The sequence below is a fragment of the Rhodococcus sp. IEGM 1381 genome (genome assembly GCF_030056795.1).
GTDB lineage: Bacteria > Actinomycetota > Actinomycetes > Mycobacteriales > Mycobacteriaceae > Rhodococcoides.
The window spans coordinates 1-15,158 of sequence record NZ_JASHKQ010000007.1 but is presented as its reverse complement, the minus strand read 5'-3'; the positions used below and the strand labels follow the sequence as shown (position 1 = coordinate 15,158).

17 protein-coding genes are annotated in these 15,158 nt (G+C 61.8%); 9 read left to right on the top strand and 8 right to left on the bottom strand.

From position 1 onward, the window contains the following. Nucleotides 1-24: 24 nt before the first annotated feature. A complete protein-coding gene (locus tag QM797_RS16570; protein ID WP_283276750.1) occupies nucleotides 25-501 on the bottom strand; it encodes a GNAT family N-acetyltransferase in 477 nt (158 codons plus the stop codon). A gap of 32 nt (nucleotides 502-533) precedes the next feature. Here QM797_RS16570 and QM797_RS16565 point away from each other — a divergent pair, with 32 nt between their 5' ends. Then, entirely contained in the window at nucleotides 534-737 is a 204-nt protein-coding gene (locus QM797_RS16565; protein WP_283276749.1) for a hypothetical protein, read from the top strand. Nucleotides 738-819: 82 nt separating this feature from the next. Next, a complete protein-coding gene (locus QM797_RS16560) occupies nucleotides 820-957 on the top strand; it encodes a hypothetical protein (protein ID WP_283276748.1) in 138 nt (45 codons plus the stop codon). Between the two features lie 223 nt (nucleotides 958-1,180). Here the strand turns inward: QM797_RS16560 and QM797_RS16555 are convergent, their stop codons facing one another. Further along, nucleotides 1,181-1,660 carry a MarR family winged helix-turn-helix transcriptional regulator gene (locus QM797_RS16555; RefSeq protein WP_283276747.1) on the bottom strand — a complete coding sequence of 160 codons (480 nt, stop codon included), beginning with the start codon at nucleotides 1,658-1,660 and terminating at the stop codon, nucleotides 1,181-1,183. Nucleotides 1,661-1,765: 105 nt separating this feature from the next. Here QM797_RS16555 and QM797_RS16550 point away from each other — a divergent pair, with 105 nt between their 5' ends. The 3 genes from QM797_RS16550 (at nucleotide 1,766) to QM797_RS26250 (ending at nucleotide 4,710) form a co-directional block, all read left to right on the top strand. After that, nucleotides 1,766-3,211, top strand: coding sequence for a DHA2 family efflux MFS transporter permease subunit (locus QM797_RS16550; RefSeq protein ID WP_283276746.1), 1,446 nt, complete (start codon nucleotides 1,766-1,768; stop codon nucleotides 3,209-3,211). Further along, nucleotides 3,208-3,783, top strand: coding sequence for an NADPH-dependent FMN reductase (locus QM797_RS16545; RefSeq protein WP_283276745.1), 576 nt, complete (start codon nucleotides 3,208-3,210; stop codon nucleotides 3,781-3,783). The genes QM797_RS16550 and QM797_RS16545 overlap by 4 nt, the downstream gene beginning before the upstream one ends. Nucleotides 3,784-3,939: 156 nt before the next feature. After that, nucleotides 3,940-4,710 carry a GNAT family N-acetyltransferase gene (locus tag QM797_RS26250; RefSeq protein ID WP_349307205.1) on the top strand — a complete coding sequence of 257 codons (771 nt, stop codon included), beginning with the start codon at nucleotides 3,940-3,942 and terminating at the stop codon, nucleotides 4,708-4,710. Between the two features lie 509 nt (nucleotides 4,711-5,219). On the opposite strand, the gene QM797_RS16535 is transcribed toward QM797_RS26250, so the two are convergent. After that, on the bottom strand, nucleotides 5,220-6,119 hold the full coding sequence (locus QM797_RS16535) for a LysR family transcriptional regulator (RefSeq protein WP_283276744.1): 900 nt from the start codon (nucleotides 6,117-6,119) through the stop codon (nucleotides 5,220-5,222). A gap of 119 nt (nucleotides 6,120-6,238) precedes the next feature. Here QM797_RS16535 and QM797_RS16530 point away from each other — a divergent pair, with 119 nt between their 5' ends. After that, nucleotides 6,239-7,267: a zinc-dependent alcohol dehydrogenase family protein gene (locus tag QM797_RS16530; protein WP_283276743.1), complete on the top strand. Its 1,029-nt coding sequence runs from the start codon at nucleotides 6,239-6,241 to the stop codon at nucleotides 7,265-7,267. A gap of 234 nt (nucleotides 7,268-7,501) precedes the next feature. Here QM797_RS16530 and QM797_RS16525 read toward each other — a convergent pair whose 3' ends face one another. Further along, nucleotides 7,502-7,651 (bottom strand): hypothetical protein, encoded by a 150-nt coding sequence (locus QM797_RS16525; RefSeq protein WP_283276742.1) that lies wholly within the window; start codon nucleotides 7,649-7,651, stop codon nucleotides 7,502-7,504. 326 nt (nucleotides 7,652-7,977) lie between these two features. On the opposite strand from QM797_RS16525, the gene QM797_RS16520 reads away from it, so the two are divergent. Then, nucleotides 7,978-8,472, top strand: coding sequence for a DinB family protein (locus QM797_RS16520; RefSeq protein ID WP_283276741.1), 495 nt, complete (start codon nucleotides 7,978-7,980; stop codon nucleotides 8,470-8,472). Between the two features lie 232 nt (nucleotides 8,473-8,704). Beyond that, nucleotides 8,705-9,259, top strand: coding sequence for a DUF2716 domain-containing protein (locus QM797_RS16515; RefSeq protein ID WP_283276740.1), 555 nt, complete (start codon nucleotides 8,705-8,707; stop codon nucleotides 9,257-9,259). Between the two features lie 39 nt (nucleotides 9,260-9,298). Here QM797_RS16515 and QM797_RS16510 read toward each other — a convergent pair whose 3' ends face one another. The 3 genes from QM797_RS16510 to QM797_RS16500 are packed head-to-tail and all read right to left on the bottom strand — an operon-like array spanning nucleotide 9,299 to nucleotide 12,124. Next, nucleotides 9,299-10,777: a site-specific integrase gene (locus QM797_RS16510; protein WP_283276739.1), complete on the bottom strand. Its 1,479-nt coding sequence runs from the start codon at nucleotides 10,775-10,777 to the stop codon at nucleotides 9,299-9,301. Then, complete coding sequence (locus tag QM797_RS16505) at nucleotides 10,767-11,105, bottom strand: helix-turn-helix domain-containing protein (RefSeq protein ID WP_283276738.1); 339 nt, start codon at nucleotides 11,103-11,105, stop codon at nucleotides 10,767-10,769. The genes QM797_RS16510 and QM797_RS16505 overlap by 11 nt, the downstream gene beginning before the upstream one ends. Continuing rightward, complete coding sequence (locus tag QM797_RS16500; protein WP_283276931.1) at nucleotides 11,102-12,124, bottom strand: tyrosine-type recombinase/integrase; 1,023 nt, start codon at nucleotides 12,122-12,124, stop codon at nucleotides 11,102-11,104. Before QM797_RS16500 ends, QM797_RS16505 begins: the two co-directional genes overlap by 4 nt. Before the next feature lie 580 nt (nucleotides 12,125-12,704). On the opposite strand from QM797_RS16500, the gene QM797_RS16495 reads away from it, so the two are divergent. After that, nucleotides 12,705-12,917, top strand: coding sequence for a hypothetical protein (locus QM797_RS16495; RefSeq protein WP_283276737.1), 213 nt, complete (start codon nucleotides 12,705-12,707; stop codon nucleotides 12,915-12,917). A gap of 614 nt (nucleotides 12,918-13,531) precedes the next feature. Here the strand turns inward: QM797_RS16495 and QM797_RS16490 are convergent. Continuing rightward, nucleotides 13,532-14,590 carry a site-specific integrase gene (locus tag QM797_RS16490; protein WP_283276736.1) on the bottom strand — a complete coding sequence of 353 codons (1,059 nt, stop codon included), beginning with the start codon at nucleotides 14,588-14,590 and terminating at the stop codon, nucleotides 13,532-13,534. Nucleotides 14,591-15,158: the final 568 nt, after the last annotated feature.

Here is a 15,158-nt window from a genome sequence, read left to right as displayed (position 1 = left end):
CTTTCCGAGTGTTTGCAGTTGAGGTCAGGACAGCTGGAGCGCAAAGGTAACCCGGTCACCGCCACGTCCGTCGTAGTTCACGACCGGATCCGAGACCGTGAATCCCATGTGCCGATGGAAGTCCTGCGATATTGCGTTGGAGGCCGACGTGATGGCATGGACCGACTGGCGGCCGTGACGTCGCGCCGTATCGCAAAAATGCCGGTAGAGGTCGTTTGCGATTCCCCGACGCCGATGGGTGGGTGCGACGCCCACAAAGTGGATGTACGCCTGATCGGTTCGAGCTTGCGAGAGGAAACCGATCAGGAAGGCGACGATGGCGTCCTGGTCCTCGACGATGACGCTCGTGTCGGTGAAGTGCTGGAGGAACATTCGTGGCACAAGTCGCGCGCGTTCGGGGCCGCCGTTCGCGCCGCCGACGTCGCCCCACCATGTGTCGAGGGCTTCCAGCAGGTCCGGATAGTCCTGCTCGGTTGGCGTGCGAAAAGTCAGACCGGACATGTGAGACAAGATACGCGGACAGAATCCTGACCATGCCTGTGGAGGTGCTCTGGTCGCTCCGAGACGAGCTCGAAGAGCTATATGGCAATCCCCTCGACATCTGGCGGCCGTGGGCACCCGGCGTCGTCGGGCACGGCATCAATTCCGGACACCACATGGCTGAAGAAGCACCGGACGAGCTCGCGACATCGCTGTCGACCTTCCTCGACTCGGCTCACTCGAAGGGGAGCCTGTGATGCGGGAGTCAACCACGGTGCGAGAGTCGCCGAACGGCAATCCACGGACTAAGTGACTGCGACCGTCCGCGGTGTCCAATTCGTGAGAAGCATTGCGCTGCAATTGGTTGCTGCAGTTGACAACTGGATGGATTTCCACAACACTCGCCGTAGGCACTCCACGATCGGAATGCTCAGCCCCACCAACTACGAGCTGACAGTGCCAGTCATGGCCGCATAGAAACTGTCCACTTTTCGGGGTGAACCTCAGCGGGACGTGTCAGATCACAAAGGGCACTACGCTGTCCAAACACCAAGGCGCGCGCACCTGAACAATCGACACCCTGTAGCGGCTTCGCGCGATGGGAGTGTCCCGGCTCTCTAAGAAGTTCCCTCGTTTTCGTGGGTTCGGTGGCGCTGCGTGCGTCTCCGACGAGTCGGTATCGAAAGCCGGGATGTAGGTATTACTCAGTGGCGGGGTTGAACAGCAGCCGCCAGAGCAGGTCAATGAGCAACGTGCGTTCGTCAGGATCGAGTGGTCTGAGCAGGTCCTCTTGCGCGGCTTCGATTTCCTTGTCGAGTTGGACCAGCTTGTCCCTGCCATCCGGTGTCACCGTGATCACATTGCGGCGCTTGTCCGACGTGTCGGGTTCGCGACGCGCGAGTCCTTCTTCGGTGATGCGATCCAGGAGGCCGACGAGGTCACCGCGATCGATCGCAAGTCGACGGGCGAGTTCGGCCTGGCTCGCGGGGCCACTTTCCTCGAGGGAAGCGAGAACGGCGTAGTCGCTGCGACGCCCACTGTGTTCCAGGTGTGACGCCACAACCCGGTTAGCGCGCATCGCAACATGGTTGAGCACCCAGCTCGGCAACCTTCGCACCCGCTCCGGTGGCTCGACCGGTGGCCACGGCGCGGTCCGTGCGGTCGTCTTCGGAGTGTTCATGTCGCCGATCCTAACCTATTCGTTGGCATTCCAACGTTTCTTTGCTAGCGTTTGCATTCGTTGGCTTCCCAACGAAATGAGACTGCTGCGGACGGAGAACGATCGATGAGATTCAAGTCGCCACCGAAGGCTGCGCAGCAGCCGATACCCCGCAGGGTTTGGCTGTTGGCCGCGGTGATCGTCTTCGGCGCGTTCATGAGCGGCTTGGACGCCACGATCGTCAACGTCGGCCTGGACACGGTTGCGCGGGACCTCGGCGCTGATCTCGATGCTGTGCAATGGGTTTCGAGCGCGCACCTCATTGCTCTCGGCGTGTCCCTCCCGGCCGCCGGCTGGCTCGGCAGACGCGTCGGTGTTGGACGGATGTGGCTCGCCGCCCTCGTAGCGTTCACCCTCACCTCCGCGGCGTGCGCCGCGGCAGACAACGTCGAGACGCTCATCGCGCTACGAGTTGCCCAGGGCATGGCCGCGGGACTGCTCATACCAGCCGGACAGACAATCTTGGGGCAGGCTGCCGGTCCGGGCAAGCTCGGGCGTGTGATGGCCACGCTAGGACTCGCTGTGGGCCTCGCCCCCGCCCTTGGCCCCCTCATCGGAGGGCTTATCCTCGACCGCGCGTCGTGGCCCTGGCTGTTCCTCATCAACGTCCCCATCGGGCTCGTCGGTCTCGCTCTCGGACTGCGTCTCATCCCCCGCGGGGCACGCGAGCCCGGCGCGCGGCTGGACAGCGTCGGACTACTTCTCGTGACTACAGGAGTCCCTGCGCTGGTCTACGGCCTCACCGCCTGGGGTGAACGACGCTCGATCGTCGCTCCGGGTGGCTTCCTCCCAATCGCAGCCGGAGGAGTCCTTCTCGCACTGTTCGTGCGGCACGCTCGGCGACATCCGAACCCAATCCTGGATCTGCGTCTGTTTCGCCTACCGATGTTCGCTGCGGCGAGCGTCACGACCTTCGCCAACGGTGCTGCCATGTTCGGCGCGTTCCTGTTGTTGCCGCTCTACTTCATGATCGGACGAGAGGAAGAGCCCCTCGAGACCGGCATTCTGCTGATGGGTTTGAGTGTGGGCACCGCCGTGACGATGCCCTTCGTTGGAGTCCTCATCGACAGGGTCGGCAGCGGTGTCATCAGCGTCGCAGGGGGCCTCGCAACGATCGCAGCAACAGTCCCGTTCGTCTTCCTGCCCCTAGCCGCCGACGGTCTGGCCGTTCAAGTGCTGTTGTTCGCCCGTGGAATGGCACTCGCACTGGCGATCATGCCCCCCACGGTCGCCGCCTATGAAGCCGTTACACAACGCCAACTGCCCGATGCCACCTCTCAAATAAACGTCCTCCAACGGGTCGGGGGAGCGATCGGTGGATCACTCCTTGCCGTCATCGTCGCAGGTGCACTGGGCTCAGGAATCGCGTCAGCCTTCCAGCTTTCCTTCGCTGCCCTTACCGGGTTCTCAGTGCTCGGTCTCAGCGCCTCCATCTGGCTCCTACGCACAGAGCGAATCCAGTCCGCCAACAGGCGCGTACGTGCATCACTCCCAACAGAAAGCACCCCATGACATCTCTCCGCATCGCGATCATCCTCGGCAGCACGCGCCCGGGGCGTAAGGCCGACGCCATCGGCCGATGGGCTCTGCAGCGTGCCTCCGAACGAACTGGCGAGCCTGACGTGACGTTCGAACTCGTGGACATCGCCGACTACGCGCTGCCCCACCTTGACGAGCACACACCCGCCATCATGGGCCGTTACGAGCACGCACACACGACGGCGTGGGCGAAGACCATCGCCACATTCGATGGGTTCGTCTTCGTCACCCCCGAGTACAACCACTCCACCTCCGGTGCTCTAAAGAACGCGATCGACTTTCTGTTCGCGGAGTGGAACGACAAAGCATGCGGGTTCATCAGCTATGGCGTGCAAGGTGGCCAGCGAGCCGTGGAGCATCTCAGACTGATCGCCGGGGAGCTGAAGTTGGCCGACGTACGAAGCCAAGTCGCATTGACACTCGGGGTCGATACCGACGACAGCGGCGTCATCGCAGCCGGTAGGCAACTGCAGACCTTCGACACAATGCTCGACGAGCTGACAGGATGGGCGCGAGCACTCCGCGGCCTGCGGGACGCTCGATGAAGACTGTCATTCACCGCCAGTATGGACGCCCGCAGCTCGTCGACGTCGCGGACGCGACACCAGCAAACCGGTCTGTAGCAACCACCACACGGCTTCGACGACGAACCTCAAGAAGCGAAACACGCAGTCGCGCAATGAAGGCAGCTAATCCATCGGATGTCAGGTGCGTTCAGGTGGCCACAGCTCATAGAGCGTGTCCGACGGACATACGAACGACTATGCCGAGTAGACGTGACACGGCGGGACGGTTCGATTCGACTCCGGTTGACCTCTTTTGCGTTAGAAGCGGATCATTATGCAATGAGCGAAGTCAGTTTGGTCACGCCGACTGCCGGTCTGTACGAGTCCTGGTTGGATTCACGTGACGAGTGGGGCGGCGCAGGTGTTCATCAGCCGGGATCAGGCCTCGGTGTCGCACGCCAGCTCGGGCTCGACCTCGAGTCGCGGAGTGAGTTTGAGCGCTGGGTGCGAGAGTTGTTGCAGCCTATGGCCACTCCCAGACCCGATGCAGTTCCTGTGACGAACTGGTGGATAGTGCGAGACGGTAGGTATCTTGGCTCGATTCAGCTGCGGCACAGGCTGAACGATTTCTTGGCCGACGTGGGTGGACAAATCGGTTATGGAATCCGTCCATCTGAACGCCGGAAACGTATTGCCACCAGGGCTTTGCGACAGGTACTAGGCTTCGCTGGCGATCGGATCGAACTGTCCAGCGTTTTGATCACCTGCGACGAGGAGAACGTCGGCTCCCGTAAGACGATCGAAGCGTGCGGTGGAGTACTCGATAGCGTGCGCAGGAGCGATGAGATCTCCCGCGGTGTAGGGCATGCGGGAGATTCGCTCCGCTTCTGGGTGCCGACAGCCGGCAGCTACCACGGCGGGGAAACCAGCTCCATATGCCAACGACAGCCACCCGCCAGAACTTGAACGCATCGACCTGATCGGAATCTGCTTCTTACCAGCAGCACTCGATCACGTCGAGAAAAACCCAACCATGTCGCGAGTGAACACATACTTACGAAGCGTCCACTGCTTGCAGCTACTCATCCGAGGCGAAGCGAAGAACTCGTCCACCTCCGGCACGCAGTGACCATCCGCACGCAGCAGAAACGGCTGCCCCGCACGCGTCCCATGCCGGTGCGCCCACTCCGCCAATGACGGCAGCCCGGCCAGAACCAGATAGTCGACGGCAGGACCCGACGAATCGGCTGGATCACACCAGAACACCTGCCACCGACAAAGACCGACCATTGCAAACCACCGAATCGGCGAGCATCACGCCCGCGACCCGAAATCAGTCGAATCGATTGCAGCAACAACACTTCACTGGCTAGAGACCTTCGGACGTGGCTCGCATGGGCGTCGAATCTCGGCCCTTGTGTGGCTCCGGTAAGCGACGAACCGTCCGCAATTTTCGCGGTAACGGTATCAAATATTCAGCCGGCGAGGTCCTGTCGGAAGCGGTCCACGAGGGTGAGCACTGTGCGTGAGCGGCCCGCCGTTTGGCGCACGTATAGATGGATGTCGCGATAGGCGTCGTCGTCACTCAGGGGGACTGCGGCGACGCTCGCCGGCAGTGTTCCACGTCCCAGCCGCGGGACGACGGTGATGGCTAGGCCCACTTCGACAAAGCGGATCAGCGACTCGAATTCTTGGGCGTTGTACGCACTCACGATAGGCTCGAGCAGCTCGGGGGCTCGGCCGGCAATCCACGGCCCGAAGGGGTCCGTCATCGGCGTGATCGCCCACCGCTCGTGTGCGAGGTCGCGCAAGGCGACGCAACGTCTGCGAGCGAACCTGTGGTCGACCGGGACCACGGCATCGAGCTGATCGCGACCGAGCGCGATGCGTTCGAAAGAGCGCCTCGAGTCTTCGCGCGGCTTGGTGGTGCCCCAACTCTTCGCGATCACCGCATCGACCCGTCCGACACCGAGTGCGTCGAGTGCGCTCGCAGGATCAGCTTCGACAGGGACGAGGTCGAGATCGGGAAGATCGGATCTCAACCGACCGACGGCGGGCAACAGAAGTCCGCGTAGCGCTGTGGGAAACGCGGCAACACGAATCCGACCGGACGGTAGGTCGCCGGTTATGGAGATCTCCAGCTGCTCGAGGCCGTCGATCAGAGGCCGGGCTCGTGCGACAAGGCTCTGGCCGTGCGAGGTGATGACCACCCCGCGGCCGACACGCTCGACGATTTTGGCACCCGTCTTCCGCTCGAGCTTGCGCAGGTGCTGGGTGATGTTGGGCGAGGTGTAGCCCAGAAGGGATGCGGCCGCGGTCACCGATCCGGTGTCGTGCACCGCGAGCAGAGCGCGCAGTGCCACGGGATCGATCATTCATCAACACTAATTGCTCATCGGCCAAACAAGTAACTGGTTTCGATCTCATCTGCTCTCTAGCCTCGATGATGTCGCCCGACCTCCAATCCCGCCCCCCACCCGCAGGAGTCCGCACCATGCCCACAGAGACCAACACGATGCGCGCGTGGACGACACGCGGTGACGGAGTAGGCGCGCTCGAAATGCACAGAGTTCCGATACCACGGCCAGGTCCGGCCGAGGTCCTTGTGAAGATCACCGCACGCTCCCTCAACTACAGGGACCTGCTTGTCATCAACGGGGTCGGGGACTGGAAGCCCACCGGCGACGTCGTTCCGGTCTCAGACGCCGTCGGGTTCGTGGTTTCAGCAGGACATGCGGTCACGCGTTTTCGCGCAGGTGATCGCGTGCTCCCGATCTATCTCCCGCGGTGGCGCGAAGGCACGCTCCACACCGAATTGAAATTCGGTCCGATCGGAGGCCCGGTCAATCGAGGAATGCTCGCCGAGTACGTCATCGTCGACGAGCAGGAAGCAGTGCCCGCGCCGACCAGATTGGACGACGCGCATTCCGCGACTTTGCCGGTGGCCGGCGTGACCGCGTGGCACGCGCTCGAGCGCACTTCAGTCGGGCACGGCGCGTGGGTGTTGATCCACGGCACCGGCGGTGTCGCCCTCATCGCGATGCAGATCGCGCTCGCCCGCGGCCTGCGCACGATCATGACCTCCAGCAGCGATGAGAAGCTCAGCCAGATAGACGCCATGGGCACGACGGCCACGGTCAACTACCGCACCACCGACGTCGCCGAACGCGTTCGGGAGATCACCGGCGGAACGGGAGCCGACCTAGTGCTCGAAACCGTGGGGGCCGCCAACCTCAACGTCTCGCTGGACGCCGTCCGGGTCAGCGGACAAATTGCCTATATCGGCGTCATCGACGGACAGCTCGATGCCCAGATCCGAGTCGGTCAGCTCATGTCGAAGAACGTGAGCTTGCAGGGAATAGAGACCGGCTCAAGAACATTGCTCGAGGACTTGGTCGTCTTCGTCGACCACCATCGGATCACGCCTCGCATCGGAGCCTCTTTCGCCGTGGAGAACGTCTCACAGGCCCTCGCCCACCTCCAACGCGGCGACCACCTCGGCAAGATAGTCCTGGTGGAGTAACGACCTCATTCCCATCCGTTCGAAGTAGGACGACTGTACGAGCAACCTCGGTGGGCCCACCAGGTATCGAGTGCTAGATGCGAACCCCACGGTCGGTCCTCGAGTGGAGGTGAGAAGAGAGGTGAAACCGCAGCGAACCGGAGCCGTCCATCTTCCCCGGGGAGAATTGCGACGGTGCTAACAGTCGTCTAGTGAGTCGGTGGCAAGTGTCCAATCGCCATTGCCGTTACGGTGCTACTCGAACGGTGTGTCGACGATGTGGGCTGCTCTCGGGTCGAGCCAATGGGTGGCGTCGGGTGTGCAACCGGGCAAGACGCTCGCGCTGCCGCCGTTGGGCAGCTGCACCGGCACCGCGTTTCCGGCGGTGGTGAGGTACCCCCACACTGCGAACGAACGATGGCCGAAATGCCCACCCGGACCCCGCAAGTGGCCGCTCAGCGCATGGCCTAGAAATCCAGTAGACGAACGCGTTAAAGTTCACGAGTCCACCGACGCCTCTGCGCGGTGTTCGACACTCGCCCGGTAGCGGTTCGTGGAAGCGACCGGCTGCGGCAAACCACACACTGTGACGCCAGCCCACAACGTGCGAACGCAAACCATGTGGACACGGCATCTTCCCCCAACGCTTCGCCCCAAACACACCCTGGGAGTGAGCGGCCCTCGCATGACTCCCGAACCGCCGACAAGAACGGACGACGATGTACGACGACATGATTACCGCTGGAGATGATCGACAGATCATCGACGCCATGTTGGACCGCAACCGACGAGCGCTGATCGACACTGCTCGCGGCCTTGACGAATTCGAAGCCCGCAGGCGCTTGGTCCCGTCCCTCACGACACCTATCTCACTCATCAAACACGCTGCTGCCGCAGAACGCATCTGGTTCCAAAGGCATTGGGCAGACATCGACGAAGCCGATTGCGACGGGTACGCGCGACGCGATGTAGGAACCTTTACCGTCGATGATCACGAGACCTTGGCCGACGTCATCGACGAGTTCGAGCGCGCCAGCACACGATCGCGCGCTATCGCCTCCCAGTTCGATCTCGACGACACCATCGATCTGCCCACCGAAGGAACCATCAGCATGCGCTGGACACTGCTGATGATGATTCAAGAACTCGCCAGGCACGCAGGTCACGGAGACATCCTCCGTGAGCAGATCGATACCGCCGGTCAGACTGACAACACCCCGTCCTGACACCGCACCAACCGGGCACCACGCATTCGTATTGGACACCGAGATGTAAAGGCGACAACGTCGTCCGTGCAGGTATCGCCAAACCGCGCGGGGGAACCGCCCGAGCGAAACGTGCTGCTGCACAGCACATGCAGCTATCCGGATCGAGATCGCCGCGTCTCCTTGGATTGGCTGGCAGCGACGCACCGAGAACCCGGTGGACTTCGACCCATCGAACCAGGACGATGAGGCGATGACGACCAAGACGACTAGGGATTTCGGGGCTTCGCTCCCTAACGGTTGGACTCAGCTGGACCGTGGTCTACAGGATGAGCACTGGGCGACGTTCATAAGCAAGTTCGGTTTTCGTGCCGGGATCAAGCCCGAATCGTGGCCAGCTATCGCGGAGCCGACACCCTCGGTGACGTTCGATCTCGCTATCGACGCGCTTCCGACACGAGCATCCGCGGGTGCCCTGTTCGACGCAATCAACGCAGAAGCGCTCAGGTGCTTTCTCACCGAGTTTCCTGGCGACCCGTTGTTCGTAGTGCTGGACTGGCAGCATCCTGGCTACATTTTCGACGCGGAAGCACACGCAAACGCAGCCGAGGATGCGGAATGGCGCGTACCCGTCTACCCGAACGGCGACTACTACATCTTCGGTCGTGATGGGTTCAGCGAAGGGACATTTGGGCACCCGTGGGAGCGCACGCTGTGCGTCTACGGGCCACGTCTCGTCGCCACACTCGGCCGGACTCTTGCGACATGGCTTCCCACCGTCCGTACCGACGGCATCCCTGTCGTCTAGAGGACGTGGCGCTGGGTACTGGCCGAAGACCGCCCGCATCTACTTCCGCAGTGCGGAGTACTGCGCCCACGGCTGCGCCGCTAACTCGGCGTGGCGGTGGGCGACGGAGTAGCTGTATCCGAGCATTTCTGCGGCGAGCGGCGGTGGTACCTGGGTGACGAGGGTGCGTAGGGATGTTGTGCGCGCGCCGAGCAGGTTGATTCCGAGTGATCGGATTCGGTCCATCATGGTGTTGGGGTGCAGGTGGCGGCCGGTGCGGACGCTGGGGAACAGCCAGCCGGTGTCGGTTCCGGTGAGTTGCGTTGTGCGTGAGGCGATATGACCTCGAAGAAGCACCGCGAAGGGTTCGGGTACCGGGGCTGGTTCGGCACCGAGGGTGATGCACAGTCCGTCGGTGTCGGTAGTGAGGTGATCGGTGCGGAGTGCGGCAATCTTGACCATCGGTTGGGCGTAGAGCAGGAGAAGAATGCCGGCCACTCGATACGGGAGCGATTCACTGCTGCCGGTGAGGAGTTCACAGATCCAGTGCAGTCGCTCGTCTTGGGTGAAGGTGGCTGTCGGGGCGGGGGAGCGGTGCGCGATTGTCACCGACCGGTTGATGCGGGTTGTCTTAGCCCAGACGAAGAACGTCCGAATTAGCTGCCGGGTGGTAGGTCCGGTGGCGAGCCATTCATCGACGTCGAGTTGGCGGCATGTCGCGGCGGTGCGGCTGTGGGTGTCGTGGAGCCAGGTCAGGAACTTGATGGTTTCGGTGATGTCCTGTTTGGAGGCGTGGACGGGTCCGCGGGTGGGTTTGCCTGCGGCTGCGATTGCGCGGACTCGTTTGAGGTGGTGCCAGGTCGCGAACTGTTCGGCGTAGCGCCGAACCGAGGGGTGATCGATGGCGGTCATCTTTGCGGCGATCCAGTCCTCGAAGAGGGCGAGGTAGCGGTCACGCGGCAGAATCAGTTGGTGATGTTCGAGGATGCCCCTCAGGTGCGTCGTGCGGCGATCGTCGCCGACGCTGTCTAGGCCTTCGTGGGTCATCGGAATGCGGCCGGATGCGAGCTGGCGCAACAGCTCGTGCACCTTGGTGGATCGTTTCCAGGTGTGGATGCTTTCGGGGCGGTCCACGGCGCAGAAGATGCCCACCAGTGTGTGCATTGCGGCAGGATCGGCGGGGTTGTCGAGAAGCAGCGAGGTGAGGTCGTCGCGGAGGGCGCAGCGTGCGCAGATGCCGCGTCGGTAGTGCTCGGCTTCAGTGCCACAACGGGTGCAGTAGAAGTCGGTGTCAATGCCAGCGCAGTCGACACAGGCAGCTGAGTCTCCGACTCGTCCGGGGAGCATGCGCTTGAATCCACATGCTGCGCAGCATCCGTAGGTGCGTACGGCGGAGTGGAAGCATGTTCCGCAAATCTTGCCGTCGGGCCAGCGCACGCGTGGTTTGCCGGCCTCACGTCCGCAGCGATCGCAGGTGAATCCGCCGCCGGTTCTCGGTCGCCCTCGAACGGTGTTGCGGGGTCGGATCTCAATGGTCATCGCGGATCACTCGTGCGCGTCGCGGTCGGACTGTCTTGTTGAGCTCGACGACGTTGGGTGCCGATGATGTCGCAGTTCGCTTCTTGCGTTCGTCAGCTGCCGTGACGGTGACCAGGTCCTGCATTCCGCAGCCGAAGATGTCGCAGAGAGCCGCCATCATCTGCAGCGAGACACGTTCGGGTCGTTGAGTGACGAGGCGGTAGACCTGAGGGCGGGAGAGGGAGATTCCTCGTTCGAGCAGGCGGGGGATGAGGTCGGTGCTGTTGTGCATGCCGTGTGCGGCCATCAGCTCGGCTAGGCGCCAGGTGTAGTCGACGGTGCGTTTCACGAGTTTTCTCCTTCCATTCCGAGAGCGTCGCGCACGGTCGCATCCAACGCTCGCCGCAATGTTCGAGTGCGGAAGTCGCTCGACACGCAGGTGTAGAGGGAGGTTGTGCTGGCGTGCTCGTGACCCATCTGCTGTTGCACGAACAACGGATCCCAGCCGTCTTCGATCAGGTGGGTGGCGTATGAGCGTCGCAGTGAGTGCAGGTCCAGCACGGGGGAGAGCTGCAGCTCGGTGCAGTAGCGGCGGAACCGGCGTATCAAGGTCGATTCGGCAACGAGCGCGCCACGTTCGGACGGGAACAGATCGAGTCCCGCATCGAGATAGGGCTGGCCGTGGGTGAGCCAATCGTCGACGATCTCAGGTGTCCAGTCGAAGACCGTCAGGACGCTGCGCCGTTTCGGGGGTGACCCGCGTTTGGCTTTGCCGTAACGCACATTGAGAACTCCGAAGCGGCCGAACTCGCGTGCGTGGGGATTGCGGGCGAAGTCGACGCTCTGCAGGTGACGTACTTCGTTGAAGCGCAGCCCGTAGGAGTAGGCGAGTTTGAGCATCACCGCGTCACGGTAGGCCGGCAGCCATCCCTTGCGGCCTGTCGCTCCGATCGTCTCGACCTGGGCGTCGGAGTGGTCGAACAACAGTTGCAGCTCGGTCTTGGTGAAGGCCCGCTTGGCCGGTGTCTGCTCGTTGTCCTGGACGTGTGCTGCGGTGTTCCACTCGAAGAACACCTGAGCGGGGTGTGTACCGAAGCGGCTCTCGCACAGTCGATCCCACCCGTAGTCGGGGTTGCTGATGTAGGAGCAGAACAGCTTGAGCGACGTCTGATAGCTGCGGATAGTCGAGTGCGCGATTCGACGAATCGAGCGGAGGTCTCCGAAGTATTCCTCGACCATTGACGGCGTCCATGCCCACGGGAACTCGTTGGTGTAATCGATGAACCGCACGACCACCTGTTGCCGTTGCTCGATGGTCCCGAGCTGCAGATTTCGGCAGAGCTGCTGGTTCCGCCATCCCGTGAGCATGTCTTCGACCGTTTGCTCCTCGGGATGCAGTGGCGTCACCGACTCGACCAGGACGACGCGTCCGCTCTTGTCGACCCCCTTGACACCCCTTTCGACGTCTCGTTCAACGAATCAATGATTCACCAGATGAATCATTACTATCAATACCACTGCCAGAGAATGACGTTGAACAGCGAAAACTACAGACTGATGAAGCCTCGAGTAGGACGTCCAAACGGGCGGCCTGCCAGACAGCACGTAACCTCCTCATTCTGAACAGATTTCGCGCTTCACTAAAGATACGCGCAGTCGGTTTGCCGGAGCTGGCTGATTCATCGGATGCAACATGCAGAGGTACACTGGATAACACCGTTATCAAGATTGGACTTATTCGCGGTTGCTGAACACCGCCCGGTCAATAGATTGGCGGTAGTGCTGTTCGGCAGATGAAGTGCGCTGATATGGCTCACACTGGAGGTACTGATGCGACGAGGGTGACTGATCGGAACGGCGTGTCCTTCGCGAGCCACGAGCTATGTCTTTTGCTAGCTGCAACAGCTACTCTGAACTCACGGCCACAACGAGATTAGGAGTCCCAGCCATGGGCAACGTGCAGGGTTCAGCGCCTGAGGGCAGCGACGACTTTCTCGTATTTGTTGATGAGCTGCCGAGCCTCCGCATCGAAGATGCCTCCAACGAGGTTCTGACCGAAGCTCAAAACTACTACGGGCAGAGAAGTTTCGGGATTATGGGTGCCTTCGAAGGTAGCGGCTCGTCGGGATACAGATTTTCTGCTTCACCTGCAGACAACTAACAGGCACCTCAACCCCAAACCCCATCGGCGGCTAGTAGTTGGCCGAACATGCACGCAAGGCGTCGGCGGTCAGGATCGGTACCTCACAAGAGATATTCACCCAGTCCTCTCCGCCTCTGTACTGATCACCGGACCGGTCCAAAAAGATCTCGACAGAAGGCGAGTTTCCTGCGGTCCGGTAGAAAGTTCTGATCGGGTCGCCGTCGGTGGTGAACTCGGTGACGGAAAGTTCGGCACCAGTACCACCTCGACTGTTGGTCAAGCAGTCCAATACTTGTTGCGGGTACAACTCGTCAAGTGTGGAGGCAGGGCCTTTCGCCATTGTCTCACCGCAACTCGGCAGTGCCGGTCGATCGGTAAAAGCACTCGGAGGAGGTTCTTCTGAATGCCCTCCCGAAGAACAAGCCACGAGCATCAGCCCAGTAACAAGGGTTAGGCTGACTCCAACAATGGCCCGCATCACGTCATCCTAGTTGTACAAGGGACCGGGTGAGGACTACCACCCGCTATATCACTGGAGCTAAAACTAGCTGCGAAGCTTTCCCTGCCGCGTTTCGGTCAATGCCAGGATGGCCAGGGTTGGGGATGCTTGCTGAAACCCGGCTCAGGCTCGACTACTTGCCGGGCGAGTGGATTGCGGGGTAGCTGCCCATCGGGACGCCGGAGCGTGCGGCGTGGATGTTCATGACCTGGCTGCTGTATCCGAGTAGGTCGGCGAGCGTCGCTGCGTCGAGTTCTTTGGACAGGTCGTGTAGCGCTGCGTTGCGCATTGCGAGGATATTGATTCCGAAGACCTGTCTGAGTGTATTGAGAAGGGTCTGCTCGGTGATGTGATGCCCGGCCCGTGTTCCTGGGAACAACCACGGGGATTGATTGTTGGTGGTGCGCTGGTTGGCGCGTGAGGTCAAGTATTCATGGAAGAGGGGGAGTAGCGGTTCGGGCACTGGCGCAGGATGGTCACCGAGGTGGAGACTGATTCCCGTTGGTGTGACTTCTACTTGCTCCGTGCGCATTTCGGCAATCCGGCGGACCGGCAGCGCATACAGAAGAAACATCAGTGCAGCGATCCGGTTGTTGAGCACCACCGCCTCCGACTCGAGAACTGTCCGAATCAGTGCCAAGCGTTCGTGAGATGAGGCGAGCGGTGTTTGCCGAGCCTCGCGGTATTTCAGGTGGTAGCGCTTGCCGATCCCTGTCTTGGCTCGCCACTGGAGAAAGTTGCGTGCTGCCATTCGGGTGGTGGTCCCAGTGGAGAAGTACTCGTCGACGTGGGCCTGAGTCAGTTCGTCGACAGTGACGTGATGGTGCTCGCTCAGCCAGATCAGGAACTTCCCGGCTTCGGTGATTTCTTGCTTCGCGGTCCGAGTTGCGTTGTCCATGTTACGAATTCGGTTCTCGTGGATGCGTCGAAGGTGATGCCACCGGGCAAATTGTTCGAGAGCGGCGCGAACATCTGACCGGTCTGCGAGTGTGTCGAGCCGGTCCTCGAGCCACGCCTCGAAACGTGCGAGCCGAGGATCACCGCGGTCGGGCAGAATGTGCAGGTCCACCAGCATTTCTCGAAGGTGTTCGACGTGTCGGCCAGGGGGTAGTCCATCGAAGGCACTGTGCGAGAGCATCAGCTCACGATCACCAATCTTCTGCAGCAGCTCGGCAGCCGATTTGCCTCGCATCCAGGTAACGATGCTCTCCGGACGTGACACGTTCGCCAGTTCTGCGACGAGCCGTTTGAGCCGGAGGTCTGGGGGATCGTGCGGTCGAAGAGTCGCGGTGAGGTCCGCGGTGACGACGCATCGTGCGCAATGTCCACCGCGTAGGCGTTCTGCTTCGCGGCCGCAGTTCGTGCAGTCGAGGGCAGTGGTGATTCCGGCGCATTCGCGGCAGATCGGCTGCCGGGCGGGTGATAGACCGGGCGTCATTCGTTCGATGCCGCACAGTGCGCAGCGGCCGTAGGCGCGCACTGCAGCGGTGAATCACGCACCGCAGAGCGATTCGTTGGGCCATCGGACCCGGTGCCGGGAAACAGCGATAGTGCAGCGATCGCACACCTTCGAACCGCCGATCGTCCTGGGTCGGCCTCGTGGCCGGTCAGGCATCGCTGTCGATGATTCGTGCCCTGACGGGCCGGTAAGCGTCCAGCAGCGGAACGTCCGTGGGCGAGTTCACTGCACGCTTGTCTCGTCGACTGAGGTTCCCCCCGGATGGTGGACACCGAGATAGCGGGACCGAGGGTTCCGCTGG

Bases quoted from the DNA above. Each gene is read 5' to 3' on its own strand.
- QM797_RS16570 (WP_283276750.1), bottom strand. From the start codon at position 501: ATGTCCGGTCTGACTTTTCGCACGCCAACCGAGCAGGACTATCCGGAC.
- QM797_RS16565 (WP_283276749.1), top strand. From the start codon at position 534: ATGCCTGTGGAGGTGCTCTGGTCGCTCCGAGACGAGCTCGAAGAGCTA.
- QM797_RS16555 (WP_283276747.1), bottom strand. From the start codon at position 1,660: ATGAACACTCCGAAGACGACCGCACGGACCGCGCCGTGGCCACCGGTC.
- QM797_RS16550 (WP_283276746.1), top strand. From the start codon at position 1,766: ATGAGATTCAAGTCGCCACCGAAGGCTGCGCAGCAGCCGATACCCCGC.
- QM797_RS16545 (WP_283276745.1), top strand. From the start codon at position 3,208: ATGACATCTCTCCGCATCGCGATCATCCTCGGCAGCACGCGCCCGGGG.
- QM797_RS26250 (WP_349307205.1), top strand. From the start codon at position 3,940: ATGTCAGGTGCGTTCAGGTGGCCACAGCTCATAGAGCGTGTCCGACGG.
- QM797_RS16535 (WP_283276744.1), bottom strand. From the start codon at position 6,119: ATGATCGATCCCGTGGCACTGCGCGCTCTGCTCGCGGTGCACGACACC.
- QM797_RS16530 (WP_283276743.1), top strand. From the start codon at position 6,239: ATGCCCACAGAGACCAACACGATGCGCGCGTGGACGACACGCGGTGAC.
- QM797_RS16520 (WP_283276741.1), top strand. From the start codon at position 7,978: ATGATTACCGCTGGAGATGATCGACAGATCATCGACGCCATGTTGGAC.
- QM797_RS16515 (WP_283276740.1), top strand. From the start codon at position 8,705: ATGACGACCAAGACGACTAGGGATTTCGGGGCTTCGCTCCCTAACGGT.
- QM797_RS16510 (WP_283276739.1), bottom strand. From the start codon at position 10,777: ATGACCATTGAGATCCGACCCCGCAACACCGTTCGAGGGCGACCGAGA.
- QM797_RS16500 (WP_283276931.1), bottom strand. From the start codon at position 12,124: ATGCTCACGGGATGGCGGAACCAGCAGCTCTGCCGAAATCTGCAGCTC.
- QM797_RS16495 (WP_283276737.1), top strand. From the start codon at position 12,705: ATGGGCAACGTGCAGGGTTCAGCGCCTGAGGGCAGCGACGACTTTCTC.
- QM797_RS16490 (WP_283276736.1), bottom strand. From the start codon at position 14,590: ATGCGAGGCAAATCGGCTGCCGAGCTGCTGCAGAAGATTGGTGATCGT.